Genomic DNA, 16,732 nt, shown 5'->3' with positions numbered 1-16,732 from the left:
CGTCCCCTGTCCTGGTCGTGTCCACGGCCACAGCTGTCACACGATCGCCATTCGGCCGATGTGGCACCTTGACTGCCTGTCCGTCACATCGGCCTGTGATCGCCCCCTGTTGCGCAGGAGTTGACCGGGGTACCGTCCGCAGATGCCGATACGTGCGCGGAGCACCCGCTTGACGTACAGATCGCTGGTGGTGGCGGCCTCGGCCGCCCTGATGACCGTCCTGCTCTCACCGGCAGGTGCACAGGGCGCGAGCCCGCGGGAGAGCAGAGCCGTCTACTCGTACGGGAACGCCGTCCGTGAGTCCGTCTGGGTGGACACCGGACTGGACGGCGACGGAAACGGAAAGAGCGACCGCGTCGCCGTCGACATCGTCCGGCCGCGCGAACCCGCGCAACAGGGCCGGAAGATACCCGTGATCATGGACGCCAGCCCGTACTACTCGTGCTGCGGGCGGGGCAACGAGAGCCAGTTGAAGACCTACGACACCAACGGCGACCCCGTCCAGTTCCCGCTCTACTACGACAACTACTTCGTGCCGCGCGGCTATGCCTTCGTCGCCGTGGATCTGGCCGGTACCAATCGCTCCGACGGCTGCGTCGACGTCGGTGGCCGCTCCGACATCCAGTCCGCGACGGCCGTCATCGACTGGCTGAACGGCCGGGCCCGCGGATACACCACCCGCACCGGCACCGAACGCACCACGGCACGCTGGTCCAACGGCCGCACCGGCATGATCGGCAAGAGCTACGACGGCACCATCGCCAACGGTGTGGCGGCGACCGGAGTCGACGGGCTGCGGACCATCGTCCCGATCGGTTCCATCTCCTCCTGGTACGACTACTACTTCGCCCAGGGCGCCCCCCTCTACGACGGTGGCCCCGAATGGCTCTCCGACTATGTCGAGAGCCCCGAGGCGCGGGCGCGCTGCGCAGCCGTGCAGCAGAAACTCGTCGACGAGGCGCCCCGTACCGGCGACTGGACGAAGCTCTGGAGCGAGCGCGACTACGTGAAGGACGCCCGCAAGGTGAAGGCCAGCGTCTTCGCCGTGCACGGGATGCAGGACCTCAACGTCCGCACCAAGCACCTCGGCCAGTGGTGGGACGCCCTTGCCGCCCAAGGTGTGGAGCGCAAGATCTGGCTCTCCCAGACCGGTCATGTCGACCCGTTCGACTACCGGCGCGCCGAGTGGGTCGACACGCTGCACCGGTGGTTCGACCACTACCTCCTCGGTTACGACAACGGCATCGACCGCGCACCGATGGCCGACATCGAACGCCACCCCGACCAATGGTCCACCGACAAGGTCTGGCCGCCACGCACCACCGCCGCCACCACCGTGCGCCCCGGCACCGGCACCGCACCCGGCGTCGGCACCCTCACCCGGAGGACCGCCCGACCCGGCGCCACCGAGACGTTCACCGACGACCCGAAGCAGAGCGAGACGGACTGGGCCGCCGACCTGGACCGGTCCACGGACGCCAAGGCCGGGTTCCTCACCGCGCCGCTCGCCCACGACCTGCGGCTCTCCGGCTCGTCGAAGGTGACCGTCACCGCGACCCCGACCACCTCGACCGCCCATCTCTCGGCCGTCCTCGTCGATGTCGGCCCCGACACCATCCGGGACTACGGCGCATCCGGCGAAGGCATCAGAACCCTCGTCGACCGTACCTGCTGGGGTGCGAGCACGGCAGGCGACAGCTCCTGCTTCAAGGAGACGACGGCCAGGACCGCCGCCGTCGACCGGACCGTCTTCAGCCGCGGCTGGGCCGACCTCGGTACGTACGCCTCCGCAGGCAAGGGCCGCCCGCTCACCCCGGGCAAGCGCTACACGATCACGGTCGATCTGGCCGCGAGCGATCACGTGGTGCCGGCCGGACACCGCCTCGCCCTGATCGTCGCGGGCACCGACCGGGACCTCATCGACCCGCCGGCCTCCACCCCCACGCTCACCCTCGATCTGGCGCGCACGTCCGCGAAGCTGCCGTTCGTCGGCGGCGCCGCAGCGTTCGTACGCGCCACCGCGGGCCCCGCGCACGCGGTAGCCACCCCCCACGCATCCCGTCCCGAAGGCGTGGCACCGCCGCGTCCCGCACTCCGTATCCCGGGAGGCAGCCGCTCATGACACCCCGTATCCCGCTCGCCCGCAACCTCGCCATCGCCGTCGTCGCGACGGCGCTGGCCGTCCCCCTGGTCGCCGCGCCGGCCGAGGCCGCGCACACCCCGCCCCGTACCGGCTTCGAAACCAGCAACGGGGCCCACTGGACCGGCCAGCCCGAGGAGCAGTCCTTCCTCGCCGCCGTCGACCGGGGCAGCGACCGGGTCTCCGTCGACCGGATCGGCACGACGAAACAGGGCCGCCCGCTCCAGCTCGTCCGCATCGGCAACCACGGTCCCGCGGCCACCACGGTCCTGCTGATCTGCAGTCAGCACGGCAACGAGCCGTCCGGCCGCGAGGCGTGTCTGACCACCATCCGCGATCTCGCGTACGCCGACGACCGGGCGACCCGCACCTTCCTCTCGCACACCGATGTCCTCGTGGTGCCCACCGCCAACCCCGACGGGCGCGCCGCGAACACCCGGGGCAACTCCGACGGCGTCGACATCAACCGCGACCACATCGCCCTGCAGACCGCCGAGGCGCGCGCCATGGCAGGGGTCATCCGCGACCGGAAGCCCGAGGTGATCTACGACCTGCACGAGTACGGTGCCACCCCGCCGTACTACGACAAGGACCTGTTCGTCCTGTGGCCCCGCAACCTCAACGCCACCGACCGGGTGCACAACGAATCGCAGACCCTGGCGGAACAGTACGTGCGGCCCACCGCCAAGGACGCCGGCTACAGCAGCGGTCTCTACGGGATCTGGACCGACCCGGTCACCGGAGACCCGATCAAGCAGACGGCGGGTGACGGACAGGAGCGCATCCTGCGCAACACCTCGGGCATCAAGCACGCGGTCGGCCTGCTCATCGAGTCCCGCGTCGATGCGCTCACCGACGCCGAGAAGGCCGACCCCGCCCTCAACAGCCGGCGCCGCGTCGACTCGCAACTCGTCGCGCTCGACGGTCTGTTCCGCTTCACCGACGAACGACGTGGTCCCATCGGCGCCGCCACCGCCGCGTCCCGTGCGGCCGGGTACGCCGACCGCGGTCCCGTCTACCTCGGGGGCGCGGACAACGAACCGGCCGAACCCGTCAAGATCCTCCAGGATCCGCCGTGCGGCTACCGCCTGAGCGCCGAGCAGTTCGCCGACGTCAAGGACGAACTCGCCCTGCACGGCGTCACCTCCCGGCCCGACGGTGACGGAGCGTACGTACCGTTGCGGCAGTCGGCCCGGAACCTGATCCCGCTCCTCCTGGACGAGCGGGCGACATATCACCTCACAAACGGTCAACCCGATACGGCTTGTTGATCACGTGAACCATGTGATGCGTGTGGTACTGCCTACGGAGAGCGGAACTCGGCTTCCGTGAAAGGTGCCACTCGTGTCGCAGGACGAACAGAGGACGGGCGGCCGGGGGATCTGCCGGTAACGGCGGATCTGCCCGGCCGCCCGCGCCCTCCGCCCCGCGGCCCGCTTCAGGAGAGGAGATCGGCCGCCGCCCGCGCGCAGCCCAGGGCCACCGTCACCCCCGCACCCCCGTGCCCGTAGTTGTGCACCAACCGCCCGCCGCCCGGCAGTGGTTCGACCCCGATCCGCACACCGGCGTCACGCGCGGGACGCAGACCCACCCGGTGCCCGATGACCCGGGCCCCCGCGATCTCCGGCCGGATCCGGGCACACCGGGCCACGATCTCCTCGGCGGTCCGGGGGTCGGGCACCGTGCTCCAGTTACCCACCTCGGCCGTGCCGCCGAGAACCAGCCTCCCGGGCTGTGGGAAGAAGTACGTCGTCGCGTCCGACACCGGGTCCGCCTCGGTGAACCACTCCTCGATCCCCGGGTTCTCCACCAGCACCAGCTGGCCGCGCACCGGGCGCACCCCGGCATCGGGGACCAGCTCGCGCGCCGCGAGACCGGTGCAGTTGACCACCGTCGCCGCCTCCGCGGCGGCTTCGTCGAACGAGGCGACCGTACGCCGCTCGACAGCGCCGCCGGCCGCCACCAACTGCCGCTCCAGCCAGTGAAGATGGACCGGCATGTCGATCAGCGGCAGCCGGACCCGCAGCCCCTCCGCGACCTCCGCCACGTCCTTCAGCTGCCCTGTCCACGACCCGAGAGCGACGAGCCGCTCGCCCCCGTGCAGACCGGGGATCAGCCGCACCCCCGTCTCGTCCGGGCGCCCGGCCAACTCCTCATATCTCCGGAGCGAGGTCAGCGACCAGCCGCCGACCAGCTCCTCCGGCTCGATCCGGTACGGCCACCACAACGCCCCCGCCACTGCCGACGTCGTCGCCGCGGCCGGCTCCCGGGACCAGACCCGCACCCGGTGGCCGCGCTCGGCCAGCACCAGGGCTGTGGTCAGCCCGCTGATCCCACCCCCCACCACGATCACGTCCGGCACGTCCGCCCGCCCCGTCACCTCTGCCCGTGTGTCGCTCATGGCCGGACGCTAACGGAATCCGCGCTGCAGTGCGCACAAGAGGTCCGCGTTGGGAATACTCGGAACATGTCTGCCGAGTACGCGACTTTCGGCCTTGCGCCGGCGATGCGAGCCGGTGGAGTCCTGGCCAGTGGTGACTACCGGGTGCACCGGGACTTCATGGACTTCGTCATCGACGGCCGTCCGCTGCTGTTCCATCTCTCCGACCTCGACGCTGTCTCCCCGCTCGCCTCCGACGTACCGCCCGCGATCTTCACCACCCACGTGCGGCGCCTGCTCCTCGAAGCGGACGCCCCGCTGCCCGACGGACGCTATGTGATCTACGGGTGTCCGGAGTGCGAGAGCCTCGCATGCGGGGCGGTCACCGCCGTCATCGAACGCGACGGCACCGACATCGTCTGGCGCGACTTCGCCTGGCAGACATACGAGGCCGTCGACCTGGAACAGGGTGGCTACCACGGGACAGGGCCGTTCCGCTTCGACGGCGACCAGTACCGGCAGGAACTGGAACGCCTTCTCCCCTCCGAGGCGGCGGACGGCACGGAACCGGGCCCGGACGCGCCCGCCGGGCAGCGCGTGCTGCTCATCGGCGCTCGCGTCGCCGTACTCGCCAAGCTCGCCGCCGCGCTCCGCACCATCGGGATCGGCGCCGACATCACCGCGGACGCCGCCCAGGTGCCGGCCGAGGAACTCCGCGGCTACCGCGCCGTGGCCTTCGGCCGGGCGATCACCGAGGACGAACGCGCCGCCGTGCGTCACGCGTTCACCCGGGCCGCCACGGACGTCGCCTACGTGGACGGCCTGGCCCCGGTGATCCCGGTGCTGGTCGCCCAGATCCAGCACGCACTGGACCGCAGCGCACCGGCCCGGCGCCGCCTGGTCCGGCTGACGGCGGCGGACGGCACGGCCGAGGTCGACGTCACCTCGGCCTGCCGGGTCAGCCTGGTCGCGTACCGCCTCGACCGGCTGTACCGCACCCACGTGCAGGAGGTCTTCGACGGCGTACTGGAGCCGGGGCAGCACCGAATTCCACTGGACACACGGGCCGTCAAGGGACAATCCTTCGTCGTGGCACGCACCACCGGGAGCGTCCTGGTGGCACCCATGGTCCACCACTGAGCACGGAGTCGATGGCCCCGGCGAGCCGCCAATCGCCGCACACGATGCCTCGAACGCACCACCAGTCGTCCAGGAGGTCCGCCTCCGTGCCGCGATGAGCGGCGACCGGGGCAAGCCCGCCCCCGCGATCCGCACCCGCACCCGCGCGGAACTGCGCCGCACCCGGCGCCCCCGCGCCCACTCCTGCTGGGACCACCTCTACGCAGCACCGCTCTGGCCGCTGCACGGCGCCAATCTCGGCACCCTCGCCCGCACCTGCGACGCGGTCGGCGCCTGCCTCACCGTTCCCCGCTTCCCCTGGGTCCCCGAGGCCCTCGCCCGCGGCAACACCCTCCGTGAACCTCTCTGCACCCACTGGACCGGCGATCCCCTCGGCTGGTTGCGGAAGCAGCGCGAACGCGGCCTGCGGATCGTCGGCGTCGAGCTGGCCGAGGAAGCGATTCGCCTCGCCGACCTGCCCGCAGCCCGCCAACCGACCGTGATCGTTCTCGGCCATGAACAGCACGGCATCCCGCCCGAGGCCCTGGATCTCCTCGATACGTGCGTGGAGATACCGATGATCGGCACAGGCGCGAGCCTGAACGTCGCCGTGGCGGGCTCCCTCGCCCTTTACAAACTGGCCGGGCTGCTCTGAAACCCGTCGAGAGCGAAGCCGTCCGCCGATTACGACCTGGTGCACGACAGAGAGCCCGCTCGCTGTCGTGCACCAGGTCGCTAGGATCGACACCCTGATGACTGCCACTCTCGTCGCCAAGGACCTCGCCGCCGGACACGGCGACCGCACACTCTTCGCCGGACTCGACCTCGTCGTCGCACCCGGTGACGTGATCGGTCTCGTCGGAGTCAACGGAGCCGGAAAATCGTCCCTGCTCCGGCTGCTCGCCGGGCTCGACCGGCCGGAGGAGGGCGAGCTGCGGCTCTCCCCGCCCACCGCCACCGTCGGCCACCTTCCGCAGGAACCGGAACGCCGTCCGGACGAGACAGTGCGGGAGTTCCTCGCCCGCCGGACCGGCGTCGCCGACGCCCAGACGGCGATGGACGCCGCCACCCAGGCCCTCGTCGACGAGGCACCGGGGGCGGACGACGCGTACTCCGAAACCCTCGAACGCTGGCTGGCCCTCGGTGGCGCCGACCTCGACGAGCGCGCCGAGGAGGTCGCCGCCGACCTCGGTCTGACCGTCGGCCTCGACCTGCCGATGACCGCGCTCTCCGGTGGCCAGGCCGCCCGCGCCGGACTCGCCTCGCTGCTTCTGTCGCGGTACGACGTCTTCCTCCTCGACGAGCCCACCAACGATCTGGACCTGGACGGACTGGAGCGACTGGAACGGTACGTCTCCGGGCTGCGCGCCGGCACCGTTGTCATCAGCCACGACCGCGAGTTCCTGATGCGTACGGTCACCAAGGTCCTCGAACTCGATCTCGCCCAGCAGCAGATCAACCTCTACGGCGGTGGGTACGCGGCCTATCTTGAGGAGCGCGACCGGGCCCGCAGGCACGCCCGTGAGGAGTTCGAGGAGTACGCCGACAAGCGCTCCGCCCTCGAAGGCCGCGCCCAGATGCAGCGCAGCTGGATGGACAAGGGCGTCAAGAACGCCCGCCGCAAGGCCACCGACTCCGACAAGATCGGCCGCAAGTTCCGCAGCGAAGCGAGCGAGAAGCAGGCCGCGAAGGCCCGGCAGACGCAGCGCATGATCGAACGGCTCGATGTCGTCGAGGAGCCGCGCAAGGAGTGGGAGCTGCGGATGGAGATCGCCACGGCCCCGCGCTCCGGATCGGTCGTCGCCACGCTCCGCGAGGCGCAGGTCGTGCGCGGCGACTTCGCGTTCGGGCCGGCGTCGCTGCAGATCGACTGGGCGGACCGGGTGGCGATCACCGGCGCCAACGGAGCCGGCAAGTCCACTCTCCTCGCGGCACTGCTCGGCCGTCTTCCGCTGGACTCCGGCCATGCGACGCTCGGCTCGGGCGTGGTGGTGGGCGAGGTGGACCAGGCACGGAAACTGTTCCACGGCTCGGAGACCTTGCTGGAGGCGTTCTGCGCAGCCGTCCCCGAGACCGAACCGGCCGATGTCCGCACGCTGCTCGCCAAGTTCGGGCTGCGCGCGGACCATGTGATGCGGCCCGCCACGACTCTCTCCCCAGGCGAACGGACCCGCGCGGCCCTCGCCCTTCTTCAGGGCAAGGGTGTCAACCTCCTGGTCCTCGACGAGCCGACGAACCACCTCGACCTGCCCGCGATCGAGCAGCTGGAGTCGGCGCTCGATTCGTACACCGGGACGTTGCTGCTGGTCACGCACGACCGGCGGATGCTCGACGTCGTCCGCACCACGCGCATGCTGCGGGTGGACGGGGGCAGGGTCACCGAGAGCTGAGGGTCAGCGGGTGCGTACGCCGTCCAGGGCGATCTCCAGGACGCGGTCGCGCTGTTCGGTCGTGGGGTACGACGCCCCGGTGACGCCCGCGACCATGCGGATCAGGTCGTCGAAGGACATGTCGGGCCGGATCTCGCCGGCTTCCTGGGCGCGCGTGAACAGCGGGCCGCCCGCCTCGTACATCGAGGTGCGGCAGGAGACGAACACATCGGACTCGCCGTCCACCGCCTCGCGGATCGCCCGCTTGGTGACCATGTACTCGACGAAGCGGCGCAGCCAGACGGTCAGTGCCTGCCACGGCGGCTCGTCCGCGACCTCGTCGGCGACCTTGCACAGGGCGTCGACCTCGTCCGCGTAGACGACCTCGAAGAGCTGGAGGCGGGTCGGGAAATTGCGGTACAGCGTGCCGATGCCGACGCCCGCGCGGCGCGCGATGTCCTCCAGGGAGGCGTCGGCGCCCTGGGCGGCGAAGGCCTCACGGGCGGCCTTCAGCAGCGCGTCGTAGTTGCGCCGGGCGTCGGCTCGGCGCGGGCGCCGGGCCTCGACGATCTCGCTCACCGGGGTGTGCGCCACCTTGTGTCTCCCTGACTTGAACCGGAGGGGTGCCTCCGCTAATCTGGAGGTGCTCCTCCACTTTACCAGTGGAGCGGCTTCCGGCGTCGGCTGTGCCCGACGGCTCCCATCCTTCGGGACGCGGCAGCGAGGCCGCGCCCCGCGTCCGTGCCCCCAGGGCACCCCGCACTCCCTACCAGTGCATACGGCCGGTTTCCGCCGACCCGCAGAAACGGCATGCCCGCATACCCGAGAGAGAAGCCGACTTTGTCCGCTCCATCCCGACCGCGTTCCTCGAACCGGGTCACCTTCGCCGTCCTCGCGACCGGTGCGGGTGTGTTCTCCCTCCTCCAGTCTCTGATCGCACCGGCCCTGCCCACCGTCCAGCACGCCATGCACACCTCGCAGGCGACGGTGACCTGGGTGATGACGGCCTATCTCCTCTCCGCCTCGATCTTCACCCCGATCCTCGGTCGCGTCGGCGACCTGATCGGCAAGAAGCGCACGCTCGTTGCCGCACTGGTCGCGGTACTCGTCGGCTGTCTGCTTGCCGCGCTCGCGCCCAACATCGGCATCCTGATCGTCGCGCGGGTCGTGCAGGGCATCGGCGGCGCCCTCTTCCCGCTGTCCTTCGGTATCATCCGGGACGAGTTCGACGCCTCCCGGGTCGGCGCCAGCATCAGCAACCTGTCCGCGGTCATCGCCGCGGGCGGTGGCTTCGGCATCGTCCTCGCCGGGCCCATCGTCGCCACGCTCGACTACCGCTGGCTGTTCTGGCTTCCGGTGATCGTGGTCGCGCTGACCGCCGCGATCGCCCTCCGGTACGTGCCCGAGTCGCCGCGGCGCGCCGAGGGCCGCGTCAACTGGAGCGGTGCGATCCTGCTCTCCGGCTGGCTGGTGGCGCTGCTGCTGCCGCTGAGCCAGGCAAGCTCGTGGGGCTGGGGCTCGGCCCGGGTCCTCGGCCTGTTCGGCGTCGCCGTCGTGCTGTTCGCTGCATGGCTGGTCGCCGAGGCGCGGGCCGAACACCCGCTGATCGATCTGCGCATCATGCGGCTGTACCCGGTGTGGACGACCAACGCGACCGCACTGCTCTTCGGGGCGGGCATGTACGCGGTGTGGTCATTCCTGCCAGGCTTCGCACAGACCCCGTCGGCCGCCGGGTACGGATTCGGCTCCAGTGTCACCGGGGCCGGACTGCTGATGCTGCCCATGCTGGTCGCGATGTTCGCCTCCGGTGTGCTCAGTGGCCGCCTCGCTCCCGTGGTCGGCGCGAAGAGCCTGCTCGTCACCGGCGCGGCTCTCGGTGCGGTCTCCTGCGGACTGCTCACCGTCTGGCACGGACAGGTCTGGCAGGTCTCCGTGGCCGCCGGGGTGTTCGGCCTCGGCATCGGATTGGCGTTCGCCTCCATGGCCACCCTCATCGTGCACAGCGTCCCGGCCGAGCAGACCGGCGCTGCGACCGGCATGAACGCCAACATTCGCACCATCGGCGGCTCCATCGGCGCCGCGGTCACCGGCATCCTGGTCACCGGCCGGCTCCAGCCGACCGGGCTCCCGTACGAGTCCGGCTACACCCACGGCTTCGCCCTGCTCACCCTCCTCTGCCTCGCCGCGGCCCTCGTGGCCCTGCTGATCCCGGCCCACCGTGCGTCGCTTCAGCTCCGCGCGACCGGGGAAAGGGCGGACCGGAAGGAGACGGCGGGGGTGGCCGGAGGCTAGTGCCCCTCCCGGCAAGCTTTGCCCCGTCGCACCGCCCAGCACGCGCGCTCGCGGCACTAGTGGCCACCCGAACGAGGGGCGGGCGCCCCAGGGTGCACACCCTGGGGCGCCCGCCCCTCGTACGGGAACTGCGCAGCTCAGCGGGAAGCAGCACGGTGCACCGGCTGGTCGGCGTGCTCAGCGGGCGCCCGGCTCCGGTCCCGGCCGGTTCCCTCGGCGCATTCCGGGTGGGCCCACCGGGGGCCCGCCGGGTCTCGTCACCCGGCCCGGCCCCCGGCCTGGTCAGCGCTTGCCGCGGCGGTCCCTGGGGCTGCCGCCGTCCGCCAGGCCCGCGCGGCGTAGGGCGTCGGCCATCGCACTGTTCGTGGGGGCCGGGGCCGGGGCCGCCGCCTGGCGGGCGCCGCCTCCGCCGTCTCTGCGTTCGCGGGGGGTGCGCTGCTGAGGCGGGCGTGCGCCCTGGGCGCGCTCACGGCGCCGGCCCTGGCCGCCGCCGGAAGCCTGCGGTGCCGCCTCGTCGTCCAACCGCAGCGTCAGCGAGATCCGCTTCCGCGGGATGTCGACGTCCATCACCTTCACCTTCACGATGTCGCCCGGCTTCACGACATCCCGCGGATCCTTCACGAACGTCTTCGACATGGCCGACACATGCACCAGACCGTCCTGGTGCACACCGATGTCCACGAACGCCCCGAACGCGGCGACATTCGTGACGACCCCCTCCAGCACCATCCCGGGGGCCAGATCACCGATCTTCTCGACGCCCTCCTTGAAGGTGGCCGTCTTGAACGCGGGCCGCGGGTCGCGACCCGGCTTCTCCAGCTCCTTCAGGATGTCCGTGACCGTCGGCAGACCGAACTTCTCGTCCACGAAGTCGTCGGCGCGCAGCGACCGCAGCACGCTCGAGTTGCCGACCAGCGCAGCGACCTCGCCGCTCACCGCCTTCGCCATCCGCCGCACCACCGGGTACGCCTCCGGGTGCACGCTCGACGCGTCGAGCGGGTCGTCGCCCCGGATCCGGAGGAAGCCCGCGCACTGCTCGTACGCCTTCGGGCCCAGCCGCGCCACATCCTTCAGCGCCTTCCGGGACCGGAAGGGCCCGTTCGCGTCCCGGTGCGCGACGATGTTCTCGGCGAGGCCGGAGCCGATGCCCGAGACCCGCGAAAGCAACGGGGCGGACGCGGTGTTGACGTCGACGCCGACACCGTTCACACAGTCCTCGACGACCGCGTCCAGCGAGCGGGACAGCTTCACTTCGGACAGGTCGTGCTGGTACTGGCCGACACCGATCGACTTCGGGTCGATCTTCACGAGCTCGGCCAGCGGGTCCTGCAGACGCCGCGCGATCGACACCGCACCGCGCAACGACACGTCCATGTCGGGGAGTTCCTGGGAGGCGAAGGCGGAGGCCGAGTAGACCGAGGCGCCCGCCTCGGACACCATCACCTTGGTGAGCTTCAGCTCCGGGTGCCTCTCGCACAGTTCACCGGCGAGCTTGTCCGTCTCGCGGGACGCCGTGCCGTTGCCGATCGCGATCAGGTCGACGGAGTGCTCCTTCGCCAGCCGCTCCAGCTTGGCCAGGGACTCGTCCCACTTGTTCGCCGGGACGTGCGGGTAGATGACGTCCGTCGCGACGACCTTGCCGGTCGCGTCGACGACGGCGACCTTCACACCCGTACGGAAACCGGGGTCGAGCCCCAGCGTGGCGCGCGTTCCGGCCGGCGCGGCGAGCAGCAGATCGCGCAGGTTCGAGGCGAAGACCCGTACCGCCTCGTCCTCCGCCGCCGTCCTCAGTCGCAGCCGCAGATCGATCCCGAGGTGGACGAGGATCCGGGTCCGCCACGCCCACCGCACCGTGTCGCCGAGCCACTTGTCGCCGGGGCGGCCCCGGTCGGCCACGCCGAAGCGCCGGGCGACCATGTTCTCGTACGTCGAAGGGCCCGGCTCGTCCGACGGCTCCTCCGGCTCCAGGACCAGGTCGAGCACGTCCTCCTTCTCGCCCCGGAGCATCGCGAGCACCCGGTGCGAGGGCAGCGCGGTGAACGGCTCGGCGAAGTCGAAGTAGTCGGCGAACTTCGCGCCGGCCTCTTCCTTGCCGTCCCGCACCTTCGCCGCCAGCCGCCCGCGCGACCACATGCGCTCACGCAGCTCGCCGATCAGGTCCGCGTCCTCCGAGAATCGCTCGGTCAGGATCGCCCGGGCGCCCTCCAGCGCCGCCGCCGCGTCCGCGACGCCCTTGTCGGCGTCCACGAAGGCAGCTGCCGCGGCGAGCGGGTCGACCGACGGGTCGCCGAGCAGACCCTCGGCCAGCGGTTCGAGCCCCGCCTCCCGGGCGATCTGCGCCTTCGTCCGCCGCTTCGGCTTGAACGGCAGATAGATGTCCTCCAGACGGGCCTTGGTGTCGGCCGCCCGGATCTGCGCCTCCAGAGCCTCGTCCAGCTTGCCCTGCTCCCGTACGGACTCGAGGATCGCCGAACGTCGATCCTCCAGCTCCCGCAGATAGCGCAACCGCTCCTCGAGCGTGCGCAGCTGCGCGTCGTCGAGCATCTCGGTCGCTTCCTTGCGGTAGCGCGCGATGAACGGCACGGTCGACCCGCCGTCGAGCAGCTCGACGGCCGCCTTCACCTGCCGCTCGCGTACGCCGAGCTCCTCGGCGATCCTGCCTTCGATGGACGTCGTCACGGTTTCTACCGACTCGCCTTCTCGTACTGGCTGTGCTTACCGGGGCCAGGGCACGCCGTGGCCCCTTCGCCAGCATTGTGCCGGGTGGTCGGGCGCCGTGTCGCCCGACCACCCCGTTTGTCGACCGGTCGGCGGCTCAGCCCTTGCCGACCAGATCCGCCGGGAACGCACCCGCGGAAGCCGCCGTGAGGAGGAATCCGCGCGCCAGCTCGGTGAGCCGTTCCACGCCCTCCGCTCCCAGATGCTCGTACGGTGCCAGGTCCATCCGGTCCGTGGTGTCCTCCAGCTCCGCCCGCAGTGCGACGCCCGCCTCCGTCAACTCGCCCTCGCTGTCCAGGAGTCCGCGCCCCCGCAGCCGTTCGGCCGCGTCCTCCCAGTCCGTGCGGCGCCAGCCGCGGGTGGCGAGCACCCAGCGCGGAGACATCCCCTTTCCGGTCGCGGTGTGGCTGACCAGGGCCTCGACCGGGTCGAGGCCGGCGGCGACGAGCGCGGCGAGATGGCCGTCACCGCGGTGTTCGCGCAGCAGCGTCCCGGCGTGCCAGTACGCCAGATGCGGCTGCTCCGGCACCGGCAGATCGGCGTGGGCGGCGTAGAGCGGCCGGGCGTGTCGCGTGCACGCCTCGGTGGCGCGCAGCGCCAGCTCCGCGGCCTCGGCCAGCTCGGGGGAGTCGATGATCTCGGGGCCGAGCAGCCGGCGCAGCGTCGTGTCCACGGCCCGCAGCCGGGCGTCCAGGACCGCCTGCGGCGAGGCGACGGACCACACCGCGGGGAGGTGCCGGGCGACGAGTTCGTGGTTGAAGTTGTAGAAGGTGGCGGTGACCGTGCCGGGTCCGACGGCGCCGAGCGCCGCTCCGCGTGCGGCGAAGTAGGTGGCGTTCGAGTCGTGGATGCCGAGCTCTGCGAGCTCCTTGCCGAGGTTGGGGGAGAAGTAGACCGTCGAGTGCAGCGGGTTGATGGCGTTGTGGCAGCGGCGTCCGGCGCGCGGCGGCAGAGTACTCATGCCCGCACGTTACCGACTGGTCGGTACGTCCCGTAACCCCGGGACCCGGCCCAATTTCGACCGGAACCGGCATGGCAGAAAAGGTGGGTTCTTCGTCATTGCAGCCATCTTCGCGGCCGCCCAGGATGGCAGACATGACGCAGCGATCCGTACTCGTCGTCCTCTTCGACGGCGTTCAGAGTCTCGACGTGACCGGGCCCATGGAGGTCTTCGCCGGCGCCTCCCGCTTCCCGGACGTCACGTACGGCCTCCGCACCGCCTCTCTCGACGGGGCACCGGTCCGCACGAGCGTCGGCCTCACCCTCGTTCCGGACGGCAGCCTCGCCGACGCCGAACCGCCCCACACCCTCCTCGTCCCCGGCGGCCAGGGCACCCGTCACCCCGATCCGGCACTCGTCGACTGGCTGCGCACCCAAGCCCCGCACGCCGAACGACTGGTCTCGGTCTGCACGGGAGCGCTGCTCCTCGCCGCCGCCGGCCTGCTGGACGGGCACCGGGTGACCACCCACTGGGTGGTCGCCGAGCACCTCGCCCGCGCCTACCCGGACGTCGAGGTCGACCCGGACCCGATCTTCGTACGCGACGGGAAGCTGGCCACCTCCGCCGGTGTCACCGCGGGCATCGATCTCTCCCTCGCTCTCGTCGAGGAGGACTTCGGCAGGCAGGTGGCCCTCACCGTCGCCCGCCACCTCGTGGTCTTTCTGCGCAGACCCGGGAACCAGGCCCAGTTCAGCGCCCAGCTCACCGCACAGACCGCACGCCGCGAGCCACTGCGCGAGGTCCAGCACTGGATCACCGAACACCCCGACGACGACCTCTCCGTCGACGCGCTCGCCGCCCGGGCCCGCCTTTCGCCCCGCCACTTCGCCCGCGCCTTCCAGACCGAGACGGGGATGACCCCCGGCCGGTACGTCGACCGTGTCCGGCTCGAACACGCCAGACGACTGCTGGAGGACACCACCGACGGGGTCGCCGGGATCGCGCGCACCTGCGGGTACGGCACCCCGGAGGCGATGCGCCGTGCCTTCATCAAGGCCCTCGGTGCCGCCCCCGCCGAATACCGGCGCCGCTTCCGTCCCAGCCCATGACCAGCGCGACCACCAGTGTCAACTGAAAGGATCACCATGCAGATCGCCATCGTCCTCTTCGACCGCTTCACGGCCCTCGACGCCGTCGGCCCCTACGAAATCCTCTCCCGCGCCCCAGGCGCCGAGACCGTCTTCGTCGCCGAGCGGACCGGCCCCGTGCGCAACGACAGCGGCAGCCTCGCGCTCGTCGCCGATCGGACCCTCGCCGACGTACCCGCCCCGGATGTGGTGATCGTCCCCGGCGGCCCCGGCCAGAGCGCCCAGATGGAGAACGAGACGCTGCTCGGCTGGCTGCGCGCCGCGGACGCGACCAGCACCTGGACGACCTCCGTCTGCACCGGCTCGCTGCTGCTCGCCGCAGCCGGTCTGCTGAAGGGGCGGCGCGCCACCTCGCACTGGCTCGCCCTGGACCTCATCAAGACCTTCGGAGCCGAGCCGACCGGCGAACGTGTCGTCATCGAGGGCAAGTACGTGACGGCCGCCGGTGTCTCGTCCGGCATCGACATGGGGCTCACTCTGCTCGGCCGCATCGCCGGCGACGAGCACGCCCAGGCCGTGCAGTTGCTGACGGAGTACGACCCCCAGCCGCCGTACGACGCGGGGTCACCGGAGAAGGCTCCGGCCGCGCTCGTCGAGGAATTCCGCGCCAAGAGCCGCTTCATCCTCCGATAGGGGAGGGCCGCACAGTACCGCCGGGGGTGGCTGCGAAGGACCGCCGTCCGCCCGGAGGGCGTGGCCCGCCGCGGGCCGGGCGAGACTTTGCCGACACGCCCTGCCGGGATGTCCGGCGGATCATGTCCGGCGCTCAGGTCGTCCAGGTGAAGCGCGGCGCCCGCCGCTCCAGGAAGGCGGCGACACCCTCCGCAGTGTCGCCGCTGCGGCGTGCCTGCTCCACCCAGTACGCGTCCCGGTCCTCCCGCCCCGTGGCGAACTCCTTCGCCGCCGCCTGTGTCAGCTGTGAGCGCGATGCCAGGATCCGTACGTACGCCTCCACCCGCTTGTCCAGCTCACCGGCCGGCAGCACCTCGTCCACCAGTCCGGTCCGCAGCGCCCGTTCCGTGCCGATCAACTCGCCGGAGAACAGCAGATGCTTTGCCGCGGCCGGTCCGATCAGCGAGACCAGCCGCCGGGTCGACGACGCGGCGTAGACGATCCCGAGCTTGGCCGGGGTGACGCCGAAGGACGCGCCCTCCTCGGCGAACCGCAGATCGCAGGCGGCGGCCAGCTGGCTGCCGCCGCCCACGCAGTAGCCGCGCACCGCGGCGAGCGTCGGCCGGGGGAAGGCGGCCAGGGCCTCCTCGGCCGCGACTGCCAGAGCCTGTGGATCGTACGCCGGATCGCTCGCCCGGTCCCGCAGCGAGGAGATGTCCGCGCCCGCACAGAAGGTGTCCCCTGCGCCGGTCAGAACCAGGGCGCGCACGGCGGGGTCGGCGGCCATCCGCTCCAGCAGTCCGGGCAGCGCCTGCCACATGGTGGCCGTCATGGCGTTGCGCTTGGCCGGGTTGCTGATCACGACGGTGGCGATGCCGTCCGCGACGGTGAGCTGCAGCTGCGGTTCCGTACGGTCCATGCGCCGGATGCTATCCGCACCGTTCGAACCTGTGATCAAGAAGGGGTCGCGAAGTCACGCACCGTGAGGAGCTGTCAGATGGACGGCCCGAATTC

Annotated in this window: 13 protein-coding genes; 8 read left to right on the top strand and 5 right to left on the bottom strand. The window is 71.3% G+C overall.

Annotated features, from left to right (window positions below; translation table 11 throughout):
• The first annotated feature begins 142 nt into the window (after positions 1-142).
• Both OG972_RS06270 and OG972_RS06265 read left to right on the top strand, forming a co-directional pair.
• The gene (locus OG972_RS06270) at positions 143-2,122 is read left to right on the top strand and encodes a Xaa-Pro dipeptidyl-peptidase (RefSeq protein ID WP_266979049.1); all 1,980 of its coding nucleotides are present in this window, start codon (positions 143-145) and stop codon (positions 2,120-2,122) included.
• Entirely contained in the window at positions 2,119-3,411 is a 1,293-nt protein-coding gene (locus tag OG972_RS06265) for a M14 family metallocarboxypeptidase (RefSeq protein WP_266979047.1), read from the top strand. The genes OG972_RS06270 and OG972_RS06265 overlap by 4 nt, the downstream gene beginning before the upstream one ends.
• Before the next feature lie 167 nt (positions 3,412-3,578).
• Here OG972_RS06265 and OG972_RS06260 read toward each other — a convergent pair whose 3' ends face one another.
• Complete coding sequence (locus OG972_RS06260; RefSeq protein ID WP_266979045.1) at positions 3,579-4,541, bottom strand: FAD-binding oxidoreductase; 963 nt, start codon at positions 4,539-4,541, stop codon at positions 3,579-3,581.
• Between the two features lie 66 nt (positions 4,542-4,607).
• Here OG972_RS06260 and OG972_RS06255 point away from each other — a divergent pair, with 66 nt between their 5' ends.
• From OG972_RS06255 to OG972_RS06245, 3 genes are all read left to right on the top strand, one after another.
• On the top strand, positions 4,608-5,660 hold the full coding sequence (locus OG972_RS06255) for an oxidoreductase (protein WP_266979043.1): 1,053 nt from the start codon (positions 4,608-4,610) through the stop codon (positions 5,658-5,660).
• Positions 5,661-5,754: 94 nt separating this feature from the next.
• Positions 5,755-6,294 carry a TrmH family RNA methyltransferase gene (locus OG972_RS06250; protein WP_266979041.1) on the top strand — a complete coding sequence of 180 codons (540 nt, stop codon included), beginning with the start codon at positions 5,755-5,757 and terminating at the stop codon, positions 6,292-6,294.
• Between the two features lie 97 nt (positions 6,295-6,391).
• Positions 6,392-8,029 carry an ABC-F family ATP-binding cassette domain-containing protein gene (locus OG972_RS06245; protein ID WP_266979039.1) on the top strand — a complete coding sequence of 546 codons (1,638 nt, stop codon included), beginning with the start codon at positions 6,392-6,394 and terminating at the stop codon, positions 8,027-8,029.
• Between the two features lie 3 nt (positions 8,030-8,032).
• On the opposite strand, the gene OG972_RS06240 is transcribed toward OG972_RS06245, so the two are convergent.
• The gene (locus OG972_RS06240) at positions 8,033-8,602 is read right to left on the bottom strand and encodes a TetR/AcrR family transcriptional regulator (protein ID WP_266979037.1); all 570 of its coding nucleotides are present in this window, start codon (positions 8,600-8,602) and stop codon (positions 8,033-8,035) included.
• Positions 8,603-8,848: 246 nt separating this feature from the next.
• On the opposite strand from OG972_RS06240, the gene OG972_RS06235 reads away from it, so the two are divergent.
• Positions 8,849-10,300: an MFS transporter gene (locus tag OG972_RS06235; RefSeq protein WP_266979035.1), complete on the top strand. Its 1,452-nt coding sequence runs from the start codon at positions 8,849-8,851 to the stop codon at positions 10,298-10,300.
• Positions 10,301-10,582: 282 nt separating this feature from the next.
• On the opposite strand, the gene OG972_RS06230 is transcribed toward OG972_RS06235, so the two are convergent.
• A complete protein-coding gene (locus OG972_RS06230) occupies positions 10,583-12,979 on the bottom strand; it encodes a Tex family protein (RefSeq protein WP_266979033.1) in 2,397 nt (798 codons plus the stop codon).
• Positions 12,980-13,115: 136 nt separating this feature from the next.
• Positions 13,116-13,979, bottom strand: a complete 864-nt coding sequence (locus tag OG972_RS06225; protein ID WP_266979031.1) for a hypothetical protein — start codon at positions 13,977-13,979, stop codon at positions 13,116-13,118.
• Positions 13,980-14,113: 134 nt separating this feature from the next.
• Between OG972_RS06225 and OG972_RS06220 the strand changes: the two genes are divergently transcribed.
• Positions 14,114-15,067, top strand: a complete 954-nt coding sequence (locus OG972_RS06220; RefSeq protein ID WP_266979029.1) for a GlxA family transcriptional regulator — start codon at positions 14,114-14,116, stop codon at positions 15,065-15,067.
• A 36-nt stretch (positions 15,068-15,103) separates the two neighbouring features.
• On the top strand, positions 15,104-15,739 hold the full coding sequence (locus tag OG972_RS06215) for a DJ-1/PfpI family protein (protein WP_266979027.1): 636 nt from the start codon (positions 15,104-15,106) through the stop codon (positions 15,737-15,739).
• A gap of 133 nt (positions 15,740-15,872) precedes the next feature.
• On the opposite strand, the gene OG972_RS06210 is transcribed toward OG972_RS06215, so the two are convergent.
• Entirely contained in the window at positions 15,873-16,637 is a 765-nt protein-coding gene (locus tag OG972_RS06210; RefSeq protein WP_266979025.1) for an enoyl-CoA hydratase/isomerase family protein, read from the bottom strand.
• Positions 16,638-16,732 lie beyond the last annotated feature (95 nt).

This window comes from Streptomyces sp. NBC_01669, assembly GCF_026339735.1.
In the GTDB taxonomy this organism is placed as follows: Bacteria; Actinomycetota; Actinomycetes; order Streptomycetales; family Streptomycetaceae; genus Streptomyces; species Streptomyces yanii.
Note: the sequence above shows the minus strand (reverse complement) of the source record. Positions and strands in the feature narration are given on the sequence as shown.

Bases quoted from the DNA above. Each gene is read 5' to 3' on its own strand.
- OG972_RS06255 (WP_266979043.1), top strand. From the start codon at position 4,608: ATGTCTGCCGAGTACGCGACTTTCGGCCTTGCGCCGGCGATGCGAGCC.
- OG972_RS06260 (WP_266979045.1), bottom strand. From the start codon at position 4,541: ATGAGCGACACACGGGCAGAGGTGACGGGGCGGGCGGACGTGCCGGAC.
- OG972_RS06265 (WP_266979047.1), top strand. From the start codon at position 2,119: ATGACACCCCGTATCCCGCTCGCCCGCAACCTCGCCATCGCCGTCGTC.
- OG972_RS06220 (WP_266979029.1), top strand. From the start codon at position 14,114: ATGACGCAGCGATCCGTACTCGTCGTCCTCTTCGACGGCGTTCAGAGT.
- OG972_RS06210 (WP_266979025.1), bottom strand. From the start codon at position 16,637: ATGGACCGTACGGAACCGCAGCTGCAGCTCACCGTCGCGGACGGCATC.
- OG972_RS06245 (WP_266979039.1), top strand. From the start codon at position 6,392: ATGACTGCCACTCTCGTCGCCAAGGACCTCGCCGCCGGACACGGCGAC.
- OG972_RS06215 (WP_266979027.1), top strand. From the start codon at position 15,104: ATGCAGATCGCCATCGTCCTCTTCGACCGCTTCACGGCCCTCGACGCC.
- OG972_RS06270 (WP_266979049.1), top strand. From the start codon at position 143: ATGCCGATACGTGCGCGGAGCACCCGCTTGACGTACAGATCGCTGGTG.
- OG972_RS06250 (WP_266979041.1), top strand. From the start codon at position 5,755: ATGAGCGGCGACCGGGGCAAGCCCGCCCCCGCGATCCGCACCCGCACC.
- OG972_RS06225 (WP_266979031.1), bottom strand. From the start codon at position 13,979: ATGAGTACTCTGCCGCCGCGCGCCGGACGCCGCTGCCACAACGCCATC.